This window comes from Sphingomonas paeninsulae, assembly GCF_003660165.1.
Lineage (GTDB): Bacteria > Pseudomonadota > Alphaproteobacteria > Sphingomonadales > Sphingomonadaceae > Sphingomonas_O > Sphingomonas_O paeninsulae.
Genome location: NZ_CP032828.1, coordinates 476,820 through 491,750, shown reverse-complemented (window position 1 = coordinate 491,750; position 14,931 = coordinate 476,820). Strand labels below are relative to the sequence as shown.

Annotated in this window: 13 protein-coding genes and 1 pseudogene; 5 read left to right on the top strand and 9 right to left on the bottom strand. The window is 60.4% G+C overall.

The window, feature by feature from the left end:
- The first annotated feature begins 76 nt into the window (after positions 1-76).
- Entirely contained in the window at positions 77-1,426 is a 1,350-nt protein-coding gene (locus D3Y57_RS03540) for an amidohydrolase family protein (RefSeq protein WP_121151393.1), read from the top strand.
- Positions 1,427-1,486: 60 nt separating this feature from the next.
- Here the strand turns inward: D3Y57_RS03540 and D3Y57_RS03535 are convergent, their stop codons facing one another.
- The gene (locus D3Y57_RS03535; protein ID WP_121151391.1) at positions 1,487-2,329 is read right to left on the bottom strand and encodes a FadR/GntR family transcriptional regulator; all 843 of its coding nucleotides are present in this window, start codon (positions 2,327-2,329) and stop codon (positions 1,487-1,489) included.
- 88 nt (positions 2,330-2,417) lie between these two features.
- On the opposite strand from D3Y57_RS03535, the gene D3Y57_RS03530 reads away from it, so the two are divergent.
- The gene (locus D3Y57_RS03530; RefSeq protein ID WP_121151389.1) at positions 2,418-3,212 is read left to right on the top strand and encodes an enoyl-CoA hydratase/isomerase family protein; all 795 of its coding nucleotides are present in this window, start codon (positions 2,418-2,420) and stop codon (positions 3,210-3,212) included.
- Between the two features lie 24 nt (positions 3,213-3,236).
- Positions 3,237-4,103 (top strand): SMP-30/gluconolactonase/LRE family protein, encoded by an 867-nt coding sequence (locus D3Y57_RS03525; RefSeq protein WP_121151387.1) that lies wholly within the window; start codon positions 3,237-3,239, stop codon positions 4,101-4,103.
- 7 nt (positions 4,104-4,110) lie between these two features.
- Here the strand turns inward: D3Y57_RS03525 and D3Y57_RS03520 are convergent, their stop codons facing one another.
- Both D3Y57_RS03520 and D3Y57_RS03515 read right to left on the bottom strand, forming a co-directional pair.
- Positions 4,111-5,187, bottom strand: coding sequence for a phosphotransferase family protein (locus D3Y57_RS03520; RefSeq protein ID WP_121151385.1), 1,077 nt, complete (start codon positions 5,185-5,187; stop codon positions 4,111-4,113).
- Positions 5,184-6,398, bottom strand: coding sequence for an acyl-CoA dehydrogenase family protein (locus D3Y57_RS03515; RefSeq protein WP_121151383.1), 1,215 nt, complete (start codon positions 6,396-6,398; stop codon positions 5,184-5,186). Before D3Y57_RS03515 ends, D3Y57_RS03520 begins: the two co-directional genes overlap by 4 nt.
- A gap of 97 nt (positions 6,399-6,495) precedes the next feature.
- Here D3Y57_RS03515 and D3Y57_RS03510 point away from each other — a divergent pair, with 97 nt between their 5' ends.
- The gene (locus tag D3Y57_RS03510) at positions 6,496-8,103 is read left to right on the top strand and encodes a class I adenylate-forming enzyme family protein (protein ID WP_121151381.1); all 1,608 of its coding nucleotides are present in this window, start codon (positions 6,496-6,498) and stop codon (positions 8,101-8,103) included.
- Between the two features lies 1 nt (position 8,104).
- Here D3Y57_RS03510 and D3Y57_RS03505 read toward each other — a convergent pair whose 3' ends face one another.
- Genes D3Y57_RS03505 through D3Y57_RS03480 form a run of 6 tightly spaced genes read right to left on the bottom strand, consistent with a single transcriptional unit; the run spans position 8,105 to position 13,560 of the window.
- Entirely contained in the window at positions 8,105-9,016 is a 912-nt protein-coding gene (locus tag D3Y57_RS03505; RefSeq protein ID WP_121151379.1) for an NmrA family NAD(P)-binding protein, read from the bottom strand.
- 4 nt (positions 9,017-9,020) lie between these two features.
- The gene (locus D3Y57_RS03500) at positions 9,021-9,761 is read right to left on the bottom strand and encodes an enoyl-CoA hydratase/isomerase family protein (RefSeq protein ID WP_121151377.1); all 741 of its coding nucleotides are present in this window, start codon (positions 9,759-9,761) and stop codon (positions 9,021-9,023) included.
- An 8-nt stretch (positions 9,762-9,769) separates the two neighbouring features.
- On the bottom strand, positions 9,770-10,564 hold the full coding sequence (locus tag D3Y57_RS03495) for an enoyl-CoA hydratase/isomerase family protein (protein ID WP_121151375.1): 795 nt from the start codon (positions 10,562-10,564) through the stop codon (positions 9,770-9,772).
- Between the two features lie 16 nt (positions 10,565-10,580).
- A complete protein-coding gene (locus D3Y57_RS03490) occupies positions 10,581-10,991 on the bottom strand; it encodes a Zn-ribbon domain-containing OB-fold protein (RefSeq protein ID WP_121151373.1) in 411 nt (136 codons plus the stop codon).
- Positions 10,988-11,824 carry an SDR family NAD(P)-dependent oxidoreductase gene (locus tag D3Y57_RS03485; RefSeq protein ID WP_121151371.1) on the bottom strand — a complete coding sequence of 279 codons (837 nt, stop codon included), beginning with the start codon at positions 11,822-11,824 and terminating at the stop codon, positions 10,988-10,990. The genes D3Y57_RS03490 and D3Y57_RS03485 overlap by 4 nt, the downstream gene beginning before the upstream one ends.
- Positions 11,821-13,560 (bottom strand): N-acyl-D-amino-acid deacylase family protein, encoded by a 1,740-nt coding sequence (locus D3Y57_RS03480; RefSeq protein ID WP_121151369.1) that lies wholly within the window; start codon positions 13,558-13,560, stop codon positions 11,821-11,823. Before D3Y57_RS03480 ends, D3Y57_RS03485 begins: the two co-directional genes overlap by 4 nt.
- 92 nt (positions 13,561-13,652) lie before the next feature.
- Here D3Y57_RS03480 and D3Y57_RS21290 point away from each other — a divergent pair.
- Positions 13,653-14,929 (top strand): annotated as a pseudogene (locus D3Y57_RS21290) (acyclic terpene utilization AtuA family protein); the annotation flags it as partial.
- Between the last annotated feature and the right edge of the window lie 2 nt (positions 14,930-14,931).

Here is a 14,931-nt window from a genome sequence, read left to right as displayed (position 1 = left end):
AATCCCTTGCAACCGGATCCAAACTGCATAAACTGACGTTGTATCAGTTCTACAGGATTGAACAATGGAGAGTGTTATGAAGATGGAAGACCTTATCATTGCGAGCGTCGACGATCATATCGTCGAGCCTCCAACGATGTTCGACCAGCATCTGAGTGCGCAACACAAGGCCATCAAGCCGCGCGTGCTGAAGGACAAGGATGGTGCCGACTTCTGGCTGTTCGAAGGGCGCCGTGCGGGCAACATCGGCCTGAACGCGGTCGTCGGTCGTATGCGCGAGGAATATGGCTGCGAACCGATCTCGTTTGACCAGATGCGGAAAGGCTCGTGGGATATTCACGCCCGTATCGAGGACATGAATGCCAACGGCATCCTCTCCTCCCTCAATTTTCCGAGCGTCGTGCGCTTTGATGGAGAATTGTTCCACCATTTCAATGATATGGGCAATGCACTGATCCTGCTGCGCGCCTATAACGACTGGCATATCGACGAATGGTGCGGCTCCTATCCGGGCCGCAACATCCCCAATGCGATCATCCCTTACTGGGATATCGACGCCACGGTCGCAGAGATCAAACGCGTCGTCGCCAAGGGTTGCCACGCCATTTCCTTCTCGGACAACCCCTCGCTTCGCGGCCAGCCCAGCATCCACGACGCCCATTGGGACCCGCTGTGGAAAGTGTGTGCCGAGAACAACGTCATCATCAACATCCACATCGGTTCGGGAGCCGCCGCACCACATGCTTCGATGGATTCACCGATCGACGCGTGGATCGTCACGATGCCGATCTCTATCGTCAATTCGGCCGCCGACTGGCTGTATCTGAAGGCGTTGCAGAAATATCCGACGCTGAAGATCGCGCTTTCGGAAGGCGGCATCGGCTGGATTCCCTATTTCATCGAACGGGCCGACTTCACCTATCGCCATCACAAGGCGTGGACCTACACCGACTTCGGCAAGAAAATGCCAAGCGAGGTGTTTCGCGAACATTTCCTCACCTGCTTCATCGAAGATGATTTCGGGCTTCGTAATCTGGACGCGATCGGCGAGGATAATGTCGCCTATGAGTGCGACTATCCGCATTCCGATACCGTCTGGCCGGATTCCGCGTCGATGTTGCTGGAATCGGTGAAGCATTTGTCACGTGAACAGATCGACAAGGTCACCCACGGCAACGCGTTACGTATCTATAATTTCGATGCGTTCGGGATGATGGGTGGTCGTGAAAACTGTACGGCGGCCGCGTTGCGCAAGCTGGCAGGCCATGTCAGCACCGAAGCCGTTTCCTACGGCGGACCGGCCCCGCTGGCTCCCGGTGAAACGCGCCGTGTCGTCACCTCGGGCGACATCACCAAGATGTTCGATCACGTCCGCAATGCCGACGGTCGGATCGAGGTTGAAGATCTGGTCGAGCCGGCAGAATAACGGGAAAGGGGGCCGCAGACATTCTGCGACCCCCTTTTTCAAACCCGTTCGACGGAGAGTTTATTCCAGAATGTCGAGCAGGCGCTCGCCATTGCCCGTGTCGAGCCAGGATTTATTCGAATTAATGACGTGCAAACGCCAATGTGCTTCGGCTCCGTCTGCGTCACCTGCATCGATCAGCTCGATCAGTTTCCGATATGACCGGATGCCCCACAACGAACGTTTCCGCTGAAGGTCTTCAGGCATACCCCGACGCGTCAGCGATGTGACCTGATAATGTTCCACCACATCCTGCAGGATCGCGATCACGAACAGCAAAGTGTGGTTGCCGCCCAATTCCACGAGCAGCCGGTGGAATTCCGCAAGGCCGATCATGAAGTCGACGTAACGAGCACTCTCGACAAAGCCAGTCAGACGCTCGGCCTCGGCACGCAGCCGATCGGTCGCGCCGGGAACCTGCTTTTCCGCCAGACGACGCGCGATATAAGGCTCGATCGCCAGACGCGCTTCATAGATGTCGGCGATCGTCGTGCCCTGCGCGGCCAACACGAAGCCAGCATAGCGCGAAACGCTTTCGACGCGTGGCTGGTGAACGCGCGCGCCGGTCCGCGAGCCCCGAACGACGCTGATCAGCATTTCCGCCTCGAGAATGCGGAACGATTCGCGCAGCGTCGGCCGCGATATGCCGAGTGTCGCCATCAACTGCCCCTCGGGCGGAAGGAAATCACCCTCCTTCAATTCGCCGCGAATGATCCGCCTGCGAATATGATCCGCAACCACCTCTGCCGTCTTTGGAACCCGGATAGCCTGTCGCGTCAGATACTCCTCACGCGTCGTCGGCTGCTTTGTGTTTGCGGCGTTTACGCTCGTCTCGTCCACCTGGCGTCCCCCGTTATAAATCATAAAATTACCCACTCCATCCAAAGGGTGCAAGGTTGCTTCCCTCTGGCGTCGTCCGTATGGTTATATAACCTAGTTAAAGGGGCTGACAGTGCAATTCGAAACTATAATCGTAGATAAATCCGGACACGTCGCCACGGTCACGATAAACCGCCCGGACGCTTTGAATTCCTTCACGAAAACTATGCTAGAGGAATTCGAGTTTCTCTGGAAGGATATCGCCGAGGATGACTCCGTGCACGCTGTCGTCCTGCGGGCGGCACCGGGTCGTGCCTTTTCGACCGGCGCCGATGTCAAGCTGACGCGCGAACCCGGCCAGGAAATCATGCACGACAACGTGTGGACTGCCGAAGACCCCGGCGACAAGCTCGGACCGAAAGCCAATCGCTGCTGGAAACCGGTCATTACCGCCGTACACGGCATGGCGGCGGGCGGCGCATTCTACTGGATCAATGAATCGGACATCATCATCGCATCGGAGGACGCGACCTTTTTCGATCCACACGTCACGTACGGCCTGACTGCTGCTCTCGAGCCGATCGGAGCGACCTATCGTATGCCGCTCGGCGATGTCCTGCGCATGGCATTGCTCGGTAACGACGAACGCATCTCGGCAGCCAGCGCGCTGCGCATGGGTCTGGTTTCGGAAGTTCTGCCGCTGGATCAGCTTTGGGCGCGGGCCGATGAACTCGCCCGCACCATTGCCGCCAAGCCTCCCGCCGCGACACAGGGTACGGTCCGCGCAATCTGGGAATCACTCGACCTGCCACGCACGATGGCGCTTCAGGTTGGTCTGAAATATTGCCAGATCGGTAATCCGATTGGTACAGCACAGGTCGATCGCTTCGATATCATGGGCAAGCCAAAGAAATACGAGATCCGTTAAACGGGCAATTCAGGAGAGAATGTGATGTCGGTAGAAATTGTCGCAGACGGCCTCGCTTTTCCCGAAGGGCCAGTCGTAATGGCCGACGGATCGGTGATCGTCGTCGAACTTGCGGCGGGTCGGATAACGCGCTGCTGGGATGGCCGCAAGGAAACCGTGGCGGACATCGGCGGCGGTCCCAATGGCGCGGCGATCGGACCCGACGGCGCGCTTTATGTCTGCAACAGCGGAGGGTTGAATGCGCAGTTCAACGGCAACGCTGTCGGTCCGGGCTGCGAGGGCCGGATCGAACGCGTCGATCTGGGAACCGGGCGCATGGAGCGCGTTTTCGACACATGCGATGGCATCCCGCTCAGCGCGCCGAACGACCTTGTTTTCGCAGCCGACGGCGAACTCTGGTTTACCGACCTCGGCAAGCGATACGACCGCATCACAGAGGCAAGCGGGCTGTTTCGCTGCCGGCCCGACGGTTCGGCCATAAAGCGCGTGTACGATCATGCGGTGGGATTTAACGGGGTCGGTTTCTCACCCGACGGCACGACGGTTTACGTCGCAGATACCTTTCAGGCACGGGTTTATGCGTTCGATGCCAATGCGACGGACCGCTCGTCCCGGCGTCTTGTCGCGACAGTTCCGGGGATGGTCGGCCTCGACAGTCTCGCAGTCACGGCAGCGGGCAACATCTGCGTCGGCACGCTTTACGAAGGCGGCATCTCGACCGTTACCCCCGAAGGTCGGGTCAGCACTTTGCCGTTCGACGACAGCTATGTCACCAACATCGCCTTCGGCGGCGGCGATATGCGCGACGCCTATATTACCCTGTCGATCAGCGGCCGACTGGCACGGACACGATGGGCCGAACCCGGTTTGCGCCTCGCTTTTAACGGTTAGGCGCTGGTTAGGCGGGCGCCCCTGCCCGCCGCGCCTGTTCCCACGCGATGGCAGTCAACGCGGGCAACGCATCGGCCCTCGCCTGAGCTTCGGCATTGGCGGCAGTCCCACGGATCACGCGACCCTTGATGCCGTGGATGATCGCGGCAAAGCGAAAGAAATTGAACGCCACCGCGAAATCATAACCCGGCAGCGCGTCGCGATCGGTCCGCGCGCAATAGGCGGCAACATAGTCCTGCTCGCTCGGGATATTGAGCGCGGCAAGATCGGCACCCGCAAGCCCCGGCACGATCAGCGGCGGCATCCGGTACATCATCGCATGATAGGCAAAGTCGGCGAGCGGATGACCGAGTGTCGACAATTCCCAGTCGAGCACGGCGGCGATGCGCGGCTCGGTCGAATGGAAAATCATGTTGTCTGAACGGAAATCACCGTGGACGATGCGGGTTTCGTCGCCTTCGGGAATGGCAGTCGGCAGCCATTCGATCAACCGGTCAAGATTGGGATCGCGACCCGCATCGGCATCCTCGAGATAAGTCCGGCTCCAGCGAGCGATCTGCCGCGCGAAGTAATTACCCGGCTTGCCATAATCGCCAAGGCCAACCGCCACTGGATCGACCTTGTGCAGCGCCGCGATCGCCGCATTCATCGCATCAAAATAGGCCGGCCGCTCATCGCGTGAAACTTGTGGGAAAGTCGCGTCCCAGAAAATCCGCCCCTCGACCATGTCCATGATGAAGAACCAGGTACCAATCACGCTCTCATCGATGCACAGGCCATAGATATGGGCAACCGGCACGCCCGAGCCTTCGAGCGCCGACAGAACACGCGCCTCGCGGTCGACGGCATGGGCACCCGCGACCAACGTGCCCGGCGGCTTGCGACGCATGACATAATGGCGCGCTGGCGTAACCAGTTTGTAGGTCGGGTTGGACTGTCCGCCCTTGAACTGTTCGACCTTCAATGGGCCAGCAAAACCGTCCACGTTCGCTGCCATCCACGCTTCGAGTTTCGCAACGTCGAAGCGGTGTTTTTCGCGAACCTCGCTGGTGCCAGTCTGCGTCTCGATCTCAAAGCCGCTCATGCTGCGGGTGCCGGATGAGCCTTCATCCAGTCGCGCTTGATTTTCTTGGCAAGGCTCCACTTGTGAACTTCGGTTGGGCCGTCATAAATCCGGAATGCACGGATCTCGCGGTAGAAATGCTCCACCATCGTATCGCCAGTCACGCCAGTCCCGCCCATCACTTGCACGCAGCGATCGGCAACGCGGCTAAGCGCCTCGGACACCGAAACTTTCGCAATCGAGCTTTCCGCCGTGCCAAGTTCGCCGGAGTCGAGCACGTCGGCGCACCAGTCGATCATCAGTTCGGACTGTTTCAGGTCGATCAGATTATCGGCAAGCTGGAACCCGACGCCTTCGTGGTCGATCAGCAGTTTGCCGAACGCCTGACGCCGACAGACATAGTCGGTCGCAATCTCGTTGGCGCGCACCGCAGCACCATGCCAGCGCATGCAGTGCGACAGACGCGCCGGGCTGAGGCGGATCTGTGCGTATTTGAAACCCTCGCCGCTCTGGCCGAGCATCTGGTCGGCGGGAACGCGCAAATTGTCGATCGTGATTTCGGCATGGCCCCCCGGCAATCCGCTGTCGATCGTGTGTGGCACGCGCGTGATCTGCACCGCGGGATCGGGCAGATCGACCAGGAACATGCAGGCACCGCCCGTGCCGTCGGCCGCTTCGGACTTCGCCATGATGATGCCAATCTTGGCACCGTCCGCGCCGGTGATAAAACGCTTCTTGCCGTTGATCACCCAATGGTTGCCATCCATCCGGCAGGTCGTCTTCATCATAGAGGGGTCGGAGCCCGCGCCGCCATCTGGCTCCGTCATGAAAAAGGCGCTGCGGCATTTGCCCTCGACCAGCGGCTTCAGGAAGCGCTCCTTGATCTCAGGACTGCCAACATGGCCAAGCAGGTACATATTGCCTTCGTCCGGGGCGGTCGTGTTGACGGCCAGCGGGCCAAGAATCGACAGCCCCGATTTGCGCAGGACCAGTGCGGTGTCGCGCTGGTTCAAATGGCTGCCGTCGGGAAGGATATGCGGGGTCAGGACACCCGCGGCCCGCGCCAGTTCCTTCATCTCGTCGATCAGTGAATCGAGCGGACCGCCGTGGCTGTCGCGCCGGGTATCGGTTTCATAAGGCACTACTACGTCGCGCACGAACGCCTCGACCTTCGCCGCGATTTCGATCGCGCGTTGCGAGTAACCGCTTTCGCTGCTTTGTGCCTGTGTCATCTGGACCCGTCCTGCTGTTTAATTTCTCAGGTTCGTTGTTCGCAGCGACCGTCCATGTCAACATCGCTTAATAGGTAGCGAGAAAATAAGGCAAGATATGACCACCATGGCGACCGCGCATCTCGACTGGCCGAAAACCGCGCCCGTGCCGGCGACCTTGCCTGCCCTGCTCGCATGGAACGTAGCGACTCATGCCGACCGTGATCTGCTCGTGATAGACGAAGCGCGCATTACCTATGCAGAGGTTGATGCGCGGTCGGCGGCGTTTGCCGCAATGTTGCTCACCGCCGGTGTCGGGCGTGGCACGCGGGTGGGTATGTTGCTGCCAAACGGCGCTGATTTTCTGGTCACTTTCTTTGCTCTTGGGCGTATTGGCGCAGTTGCGGTTCCAGTCAGCACGCTGTCGAGTCCACCCGAACTGGCACGCATATTTCGCAGTGCTGGCTTTTCACTGTTGATCTCGACCGACGCTTATCTCGGCACCAACTTTATCAAGCGTATCGAAACGATGCTCGGGGCATCGGGACCGGTTATAGGCTCGACCGACGTTCCTCATCTCCGTCAGGTCTGGCTATGGCGCGGGCAGGCCGCATGGGCACTGTCTATCGCGGAAGAATTGCCGACTACTCCAAAGGAGACACTTACCGCAGCGGCTGAGGCTCTGGTCGTTCCTGCCGATACGCTGGCCATAATCTACACTTCCGGCTCAACTTCCGAACCCAAGGGCGTCCTCCACAGTCACGGTACTTTCCTGCGGTCGTCGCGGCGCTGGTCGGCATCGATGCCGTATCGCGATGCCGACCGGCTGTTTGTCGCGTCACCGATGTTTTGGGTCGGCGGACTCATAACGTCCTTGCTGACGATCATGCAGACCGGTGGCGCAGTTATCAGCTCTGCTAAGAACGGCAGCGCAATCCTCGACGTGATTGAGCGCGAGCGCTGCACGACCCTGCAAGTGTGGCCGCACCTTGCACGTCAGATCGCCGATGATCCGACGTTCGGCACCCGCGACTGGAGCGCCATGCGTGCAGGCAGCGTGCTGGCGATGATCCCATCCGAACGACACCCCCGCAACCCGAACGGCTTTGGCTTTGCGATGGGAATGACCGAAACGGCTGGTCCCCACAGCATTGCAATGGCGACGATCGACGACGATCATTGTGGCGCGATGGGCTTACTGGCGCCAGGCATGGAACACCGCATCGTCGATTCCGAAACCGGCGCACTGCTTGGCGAGGGCGAGCCGGGCGAACTGCACGTGCGCGGCGATACGCTGATGCTCGGCTATGTCGGACGAGAACGCGCCGACACATTCGATCCCGACGGCTGGTTCGCAACGGGTGATATTTGCTCGATCCGCGATGAGCATTTGTTTTTCCACGGCCGCCGCGACGCGATGATCAAAACGGCAGGCGCAAACGTCTCTCCGGCCGAGGTTGAGGCGGCGCTTTTGACGCTGCCCGGCATCGCCGAGGCCCATGTCCTTGGCGTACCGGACTCCGTGCGCGGCCAGATCGTCGGGGCGCTGCTCGTCCCGCGCGAAGGCATCGTGCTGAACCGCGAAACCGTACTGGCGGACGCACGGCCGTTGCTGTCGTCGTACAAAATTCCGCGCAAGCTGGTGATCGCCGACACCTTGCCATTGACGGCGACCAACAAGCTCGACCGGCGCGCGGCGCTCAGAATGCTGGAAGAACAGGGTTAGTTCAGAGCGCCGATTCCTGGAGCATCTTTTTCAGCGACTCCTCGCCCGCGGCCAACATATCATTATGCTTCGGCTCCCAGCCGAATTCCTTACGGGTCTGCGGGCTGCGTGACCGGCTGGAGACACCGAACACGATCAGCGCGGCGAATTTGCCCCATAGCTCGATCGCCTCATCCATCGTCACGCTCCGCGTCGGTGCGCCGGTCAGGCGCGAGACGGTTTCGGCGATCCAGCGATTGGGAACTTCCCCGGCAACGGCGTGATAGACGGAGCCATCCTTCCCGCTTTCCGCGACATGACGGAAAACCTCTCCCAGATCTTCGGCATGGACGTGCGAATACATGTTGAGGCCCTGTCCGACGTAACAGGCTGTTCCCGTCTTGCGCACAGAATCCAGCACGCCGGTTACCAGCGAATGCGGCACGTCGTGCGTCCAAACCGCAGGCGGACGGATCACGATCCCACGCACGAGACCGCGCGACGACGCCGAACGAACACGGCCCTCCAGTTCAAACCGGCCGTTCAACGCCCGTGACGACACGAAGTCATCCGACGCTGCAAACGTGTCTTCGCTCCACGCCCCACCGGTGCGCTGGCCCAGAACGCCGGTGCCCGAACAGAAGATCAGGCTCTTTTGGCGACCGGCCATATGTTCCATCATCCAGTCGACCAGCACCGTCTCTGCATCCCCGAGTGCAGGTGCAAAGACGGTCGTTTCCGCACCTTCGATACCCCTGGCGATGGCGTCCCGGTCTTCGGCATCACCGGCGATCGGGGTTATGCCCCACGCGGTCAGCTTTGCCGCCGCTTCGCCCGAGCGCGCGAGGCTCGATACGTCATGCCCTGCGGCGACCATTGCCCGTGCGGCGTGACCACCGATGAGGCCAGTGCCTCCGATTACAAAAATCTTCATTCGATCAACCTTTCTTGCGCATGCGAGCGAGCCGCTCGTCCATTTCCGGTCCGCGACCGGCGGTGTGGTGAAGTTCCCAGGCAATTCCGGCCGCGAGTGACATGCCGTCGGTTTCGCGGCGCAACGCCTTCATCGCGCGTACCGCACGCCAGCTATTGGCGAGAATATCGGCGCAAAACCGTTCGGCTTCGGCAACCAATTCGCTGTCGGGCACGCAAAAGTTTGCGAGTCCAAGCGCCGCTGCCTGCGTGCCATTATAGGTGCGCGAGGCATAGACCATCTCGTCTGCTTTCGCAGCGCCGACCCGACGCGGCAGGCGCTGTGACAGACCCCAGATCGGCACCAGATCCCATTTCGCATGGGTGTCGGCAAACTTCGCCCCCTCACCCGCGATGATGATGTCGGCGGCCAGCGCCAGTTCGAGGCCGCCGGTCAGGCAATGCCCCTGAATCTGGGCGACCACGGGCATCGGCATCGTCGCCAGCCGTTCGACCACGCCGGTTTCAAAACGGCTGACCGCAGGCCCCTCGCTACCACCGGCAATGTCGTCGAGATCATGCCCGGCACAAAAGCTGCGGCCTGCACCTGAAAGCAGGATACAGCCGATCTCGTCCGTATCGATCCGGTCGAGATGCGCGTCGATCTCCTGAAACATCCCGAAACCGAGCGCATTGAGCTTGTCGGGCCGGTTCAGTGTGATCCGGCACAAGCCATCTGCGATCGTACAAAGAACGGTGTCGGTCATGTCGCTCCCTATCGGCCGCTAAAGACGGGGGCTCGTTTGCTCTTCACTGCCTCAAGCCCTTCCTTGAAATCGTCGGTGCCCAGCAAAATCGCCTGATTGAGCACGTTGGACGACCATTCGGCCTCCATCGAGGTTTCCAGTCCGCGGTGCAGCGCCTCCTTGACCGAGGCGTAGGCCAGCGGTGCAATCGCCGCGAGTTCGCCTGCAAACGCCATGCCGCGATCCTGAAGATCGTCGAACGCGACAACCTCGCCAGCCAGTCCGATCCGCTCTGCCTCGGTCGCCTTTACAGCCTGCCCGAGCAGCACCATCTGCGACGCCCGACCCAGACCGACCAGTCGCGGCAACAGGAACAGCCCACCGAGCGGTGGCATGATGCCAAGCTTTATCCAGCTTTCCTGGAAAAAGGCATTGTCCGAAACGATCCGAAAATCGCACGCCAGCGCCAGTTCGCATCCGACGGTAACGGCAGCACCCTGAACCAGCGCGACCGTCGGTTTGGGACAATGGTAGATGCGTTTCGCCGCACCCTGAAAATGCGCATAAATCTGCGCTTTGATGTCGCTGGCGGGCATTCGCGTCAGTTCATCGAGAAAACTGAAATCGGCACCCGCGCAGAAATGCTTTCCCGCCGCAGCGATGACAATAACCGCGACGTCCGCATCCTCCGTCAACTCGTCCATCCCGCGACAGATTTCTGCAAGCGTCTGCGGGCGCAGCGTGTTGCCTTTTTCCGGGCGATTGAGCGTCAGCGTGCCGATCCGGCCCGTGCGACCGACGGCAATGTCTTCATATGGAGTCACGAAAGTTCCTTGAAAGTCAGGCAGCGAGACGGTGAAACTGGGGAATCCAGACGTCTTCGACAGGCAGGAAAGAGACTTTCACCTTCTGTCCGATTCCAACGCTGTCCGGTTCCACGTCGAGCAATTCCGCGGTCAGCCGAACGCCGGGTTCACCGTCGAGATCAACGACTGCCAGCACATAAGGCACCGGCAGATTGGGCAACCACGCCTGATGGTTGACCGTGTAGCTATGGATAATCCCCGTGCCAGAAGCGGCGCGCGGGGTGACGTTGCGCGACAGACAGACCGGGCAGATCAGTTCAGGCGGATGGATCGCGTGGTCGCAGGCATCGCAATGCACGATCATGAGTTCGCCGCGTTCGCCGCCAGCCCAGAATGGCGTATTTTCAGGTGTCAGTTCGGGTAAAATTCGGGTCGGTGCGTTCACGTGGTTTTCTCCGGGGTCAGTCGGGCAATAAAAGGTGCAATTTGTTGTTCGCCGCCATTGGGGCGCCACCCGGAAACGGCGCTTGCATCGCTGCCGGGATCGCTGCCATGCCGCATTCGGCCGCCATTGTCCTCCATCGCATCGACGATGAACTTCGCGGCGTCTTCGATCTCCCAAATCCTGAAGTCGGTGTCCTTGTACATCGCGTGCTGCCGCTCGGCCATCGGAGCGTAATCGGGATATTCAACCGCATGGGCGACGCGGACCGTAACCGATTCCTTGTTGATGCCAGTACGCACCGCGCCCGGCAGAATTTCGAGCACACCAATGCCGAACTGCTCAACTTCGCAGCGCAACGTCTCGGTAAATGCCATCATCGCGCCCTTAGTGGCGCGATACGGCCCAAGGAACGGGATCGGGCTGTAGAGCGAACCCGAATTGATGTTGACGATCAGGCCCTTGCCCCGCGCCCGCATCACCGGAATAGCTCGCTTCGTCAGTTCGACCGCACCGAAGAAATTAATCTCCATGTAAAGCCGCCACTCATCGAGCGGCAGATGCTCTATCGGCAGGTTTTTCAGGCGGATGCCCGCATTGTTGACCAGCACATCGAGGTCGGCCGGAAACGCAAAATCACCCGGCTTCGTCACATCGAGGATCTGGATTTCGACCGCACCAGACAGGCCAGCCGTCGCCGTCGCCACATCGGCACGCTGACTTTCATCAAGGATCAGCGCGAGGCAGCGATAACCGCGCCGCGCCGCTTCGGTGATAAAGCCAAGGCCAAGGCCACCACCCGCGCCCGTTACGGCAACAACCCCATCGATTTTCATGCCACTGTTTTCCTCAAAACCGCATCCTGCTGCCGAACCAGCCGTCCCGGCAACGCGCCGGTCGCAGCACCGTTTCGATAGGTGACGACGCCAGACACAATCGTTGCGACATAACCGTCCGCGACCTGTCGCAAACGACGCCCGCCTGCAGGAAGATCGTGCGCGACTGTCGGCGAGTGGAGCCGAAGCGCGTCGAAATCGATCACGTTGAGGTCCGCCTTGTAACCGGGTCGCAGCCGTCCGCGATCCGCAAAACCCACGGTATCCGCGGGAGCACTCGTCAGCGCCGCGACCGCTTCGGGCAATGGAATGCGGACGGCGGCGTCGGCATCGCGCGCCCAATATTGCAGGACGTAAGTGGGAAAACTCGCATCGCAGATCATGCCATAATGCGCGCCGCCATCGGCAAGACCGACAATGGTGTTGGCATCCGCCAGCATCTCGCCCACCGCATCGTAATTCGAATCCCGATAGTTCGCGCCCGCCTGATACAGCAGCGCGTGGCCGTCGTTCTTCAGCAGCAGGTCATAGACATAGTTCTCGAACGACACGCCTGCCGCCGTGGCACGGACATCGAGCCGGTCGGCGCGGTCCGGATTATAGACCGGCGGGTCGCTCATCTCATAAGCAAAGCGCGCCGCTTCCACAGTCTTCAGGAACACGGGATTGGTGTCTTCTGGCTCTTCGGCGAGCAATTTCGCACGGAATTCAGGATCGCGCATCTTCGCCACCTTCTCGGCAAGCGGCAATTCCGCGATCGCCTTAAAGCTGGGGTGTAATGAGAACGGGTGGAAACTCAGGTTAAGCCCGTAAAACATCCCGACCGGACGCGGCGCGACCTGCGCACGGATCGTCAGACCTGCGGCAACGGCATTTGCCGTTTCACGCAGATAGATCCGCCACGCATCCTCTGGCCCCGCTGGCATCTGCAACAGCGAATAAGAGGTAGGTCGTCCGGCAACCCCGGCCAGTCGCCGTATCAACGCGATTTCATCGCCCGCGTCGCCCATGATACGGGGAATAATCTGGAGCACGCCCGCCCCTGCATCGCTCAGTCCACCGGCCAGCGCACCAAGTTCGTCCTCTTCGGAAAACAGGCTGGGTGCGAGATCCCCCGCCTTGGTCCGGTGCATCAGATTGCGCGAAGTGGTGACACCGATCGCCCCAGCGGTAATTGCCTCGGCGGTCAGCGCGCGCATCCTGGCCAGATCGTCCGCCGTCGGCGGCTCGCTGGTTGCTGCGCGTTCGCCCATTACATAAACGCGCAATGCAGAATGCGGCAGTTGCGCAGCGACGTCGATATCGAGTTCACGCGCCGCCAGTGCATCGAGATATTCCGGGAACGTTTCCCAGTTCCACGGCAGGCCTGCGGTCATCACGACCTCTGGCACATCCTCGACACCTTCCATCACCGCAACGAGCATGTCGCGCTGGCCCGGACGACATGGCGCGAAACCGACGCCGCAATTACCCATCACCACACTCGTCACGCCATGACCGGAGGATGGCGTGAGCGTATTTTCCCACATTGCCTGACCGTCATAGTGGGTGTGGACGTCGATGAAGCCCGGCGTCACGATCCGTCCGCGCGCATTAATCTCTTCTGTGGCCGTTCCGGTGACTTCACCAATGACCGCGATCAAACCGTTCCGCACAGCCACATCGGCAACACGCGCTGCGCCACCGTCACCATCGTGAACGGTTCCGCCGCGGATAATGAGATCAAAGTCAGGCAATTTCTCATCCTCTCTTTTTTCTACCGTTATCCTCGACAACCTGGTTTACCAAGTCAATAAACGCGATAATCGGATCGAGAGAGGATCACATCATGGCAAAGACAATCAGGATCGGTGGCGCGTGTGCCTTTTACGGCGACTCATCGGTTGCCCCGGCGCAACTGATCGCCGCCGGGGTCGATTATATCATCCTCGACTATCTTGCCGAAGCGACGATGTCGGTGCTTGGCGAAATGCGCCGCCGCCGTCCCGACCTCGGATTCGCCAATGATTTCACTGAGTGGGTGTGGAAGGATAATCTGCGCGCTTTAAAGGAAACGGGCACGAAAGTCGTCACCAATGCCGGTGGCGTAAACCCGCGCGCCTGTGCCGCTTGCATGGCCGCGCTTGCTGCCGAAGCCGGCGTCAGCTTTCGCATCGCGGTGGTCGAGGGCGACGAACTGCTCGAACGGATCGATGAACTTTCCGATCAAAGCGAACTTTATACAGGGCTCTCTTTTCCGCCCCGGAACACGATCGTCACCGCCAATGCCTATCTCGGCGCGACGCCGATCGCACGGGCACTCGCGCTGGGGGCCGACGTCGTCATCACCGGTCGCGTGGTCGATTCCGCACTGACGCTCGGCGCGCTGATCCACGAGTTCAGCTGGACGCCTGACGACTATGACAAGCTATCCGCAGGTTCGCTCGCCGGACATGTCATCGAATGTGGTGCGCAGGGGTCGGGCGGCCTGTTCACCGATTGGGAGGACGTGCCCGACTGGGCGCACATCGGTTATCCCATCGTCGAATGCGTGGCGGATGGCAGCTTTACCGTCTGCAAGCCGAAAGGGACTGGCGGGCTGGTATCCTGCGCAGTTGTCGCCGAACAGATCCTCTACGAAGTCGGCGACCCCAAGCCTATATGCTGCCCGACGTCGTCTGCGATTTCACGCAGGTGAAGGTCGAGCAGACCGGCGAAAATCGCGTCCGCGTGACCGGCGCGATTGGCTATCCACCGAGTGGCAGTTACAAGGTTTCGATCACCCACACCGACGGCCAGCGCTGCATGGGCTTCATGCCGGTCGTTGGTCGGGAGGCGGCGCGCAAGGCGCAGCGGCAGGGCGATGCAGTGCTTACCCGCGTTGAGGAAATGTTGCGCGAGCGGAACCTTGCTCCGTTTCGTGCCAAGCGGATCGAGATACTCGGTGCGGAGTCGAGTTATGGTGCCAACGCCCGTGCGCAGGACAGTCGAGAGGTGATTTGCAAGGTGGCCGTCGAGCATGACGACCCGCAAGCGTTTAAATATTTTCTGCGCGAATTCGATTCCCCAACGACGTCGATGTCGGCGGGAACCACCGGCTGGTTCGGTGGAAGGGCGCAAGTCACGCC

Bases quoted from the DNA above. Each gene is read 5' to 3' on its own strand.
- D3Y57_RS03485 (WP_121151371.1), bottom strand. From the start codon at position 11,824: ATGAAAATCGATGGGGTTGTTGCCGTAACGGGCGCGGGTGGTGGCCTT.
- D3Y57_RS03535 (WP_121151391.1), bottom strand. From the start codon at position 2,329: ATGATTTATAACGGGGGACGCCAGGTGGACGAGACGAGCGTAAACGCC.
- D3Y57_RS03540 (WP_121151393.1), top strand. From the start codon at position 77: ATGAAGATGGAAGACCTTATCATTGCGAGCGTCGACGATCATATCGTC.
- D3Y57_RS03505 (WP_121151379.1), bottom strand. From the start codon at position 9,016: ATGAAGATTTTTGTAATCGGAGGCACTGGCCTCATCGGTGGTCACGCC.
- D3Y57_RS03520 (WP_121151385.1), bottom strand. From the start codon at position 5,187: ATGAGCGGCTTTGAGATCGAGACGCAGACTGGCACCAGCGAGGTTCGC.
- D3Y57_RS03515 (WP_121151383.1), bottom strand. From the start codon at position 6,398: ATGACACAGGCACAAAGCAGCGAAAGCGGTTACTCGCAACGCGCGATC.
- D3Y57_RS03525 (WP_121151387.1), top strand. From the start codon at position 3,237: ATGTCGGTAGAAATTGTCGCAGACGGCCTCGCTTTTCCCGAAGGGCCA.
- D3Y57_RS03500 (WP_121151377.1), bottom strand. From the start codon at position 9,761: ATGACCGACACCGTTCTTTGTACGATCGCAGATGGCTTGTGCCGGATC.
- D3Y57_RS03510 (WP_121151381.1), top strand. From the start codon at position 6,496: ATGACCACCATGGCGACCGCGCATCTCGACTGGCCGAAAACCGCGCCC.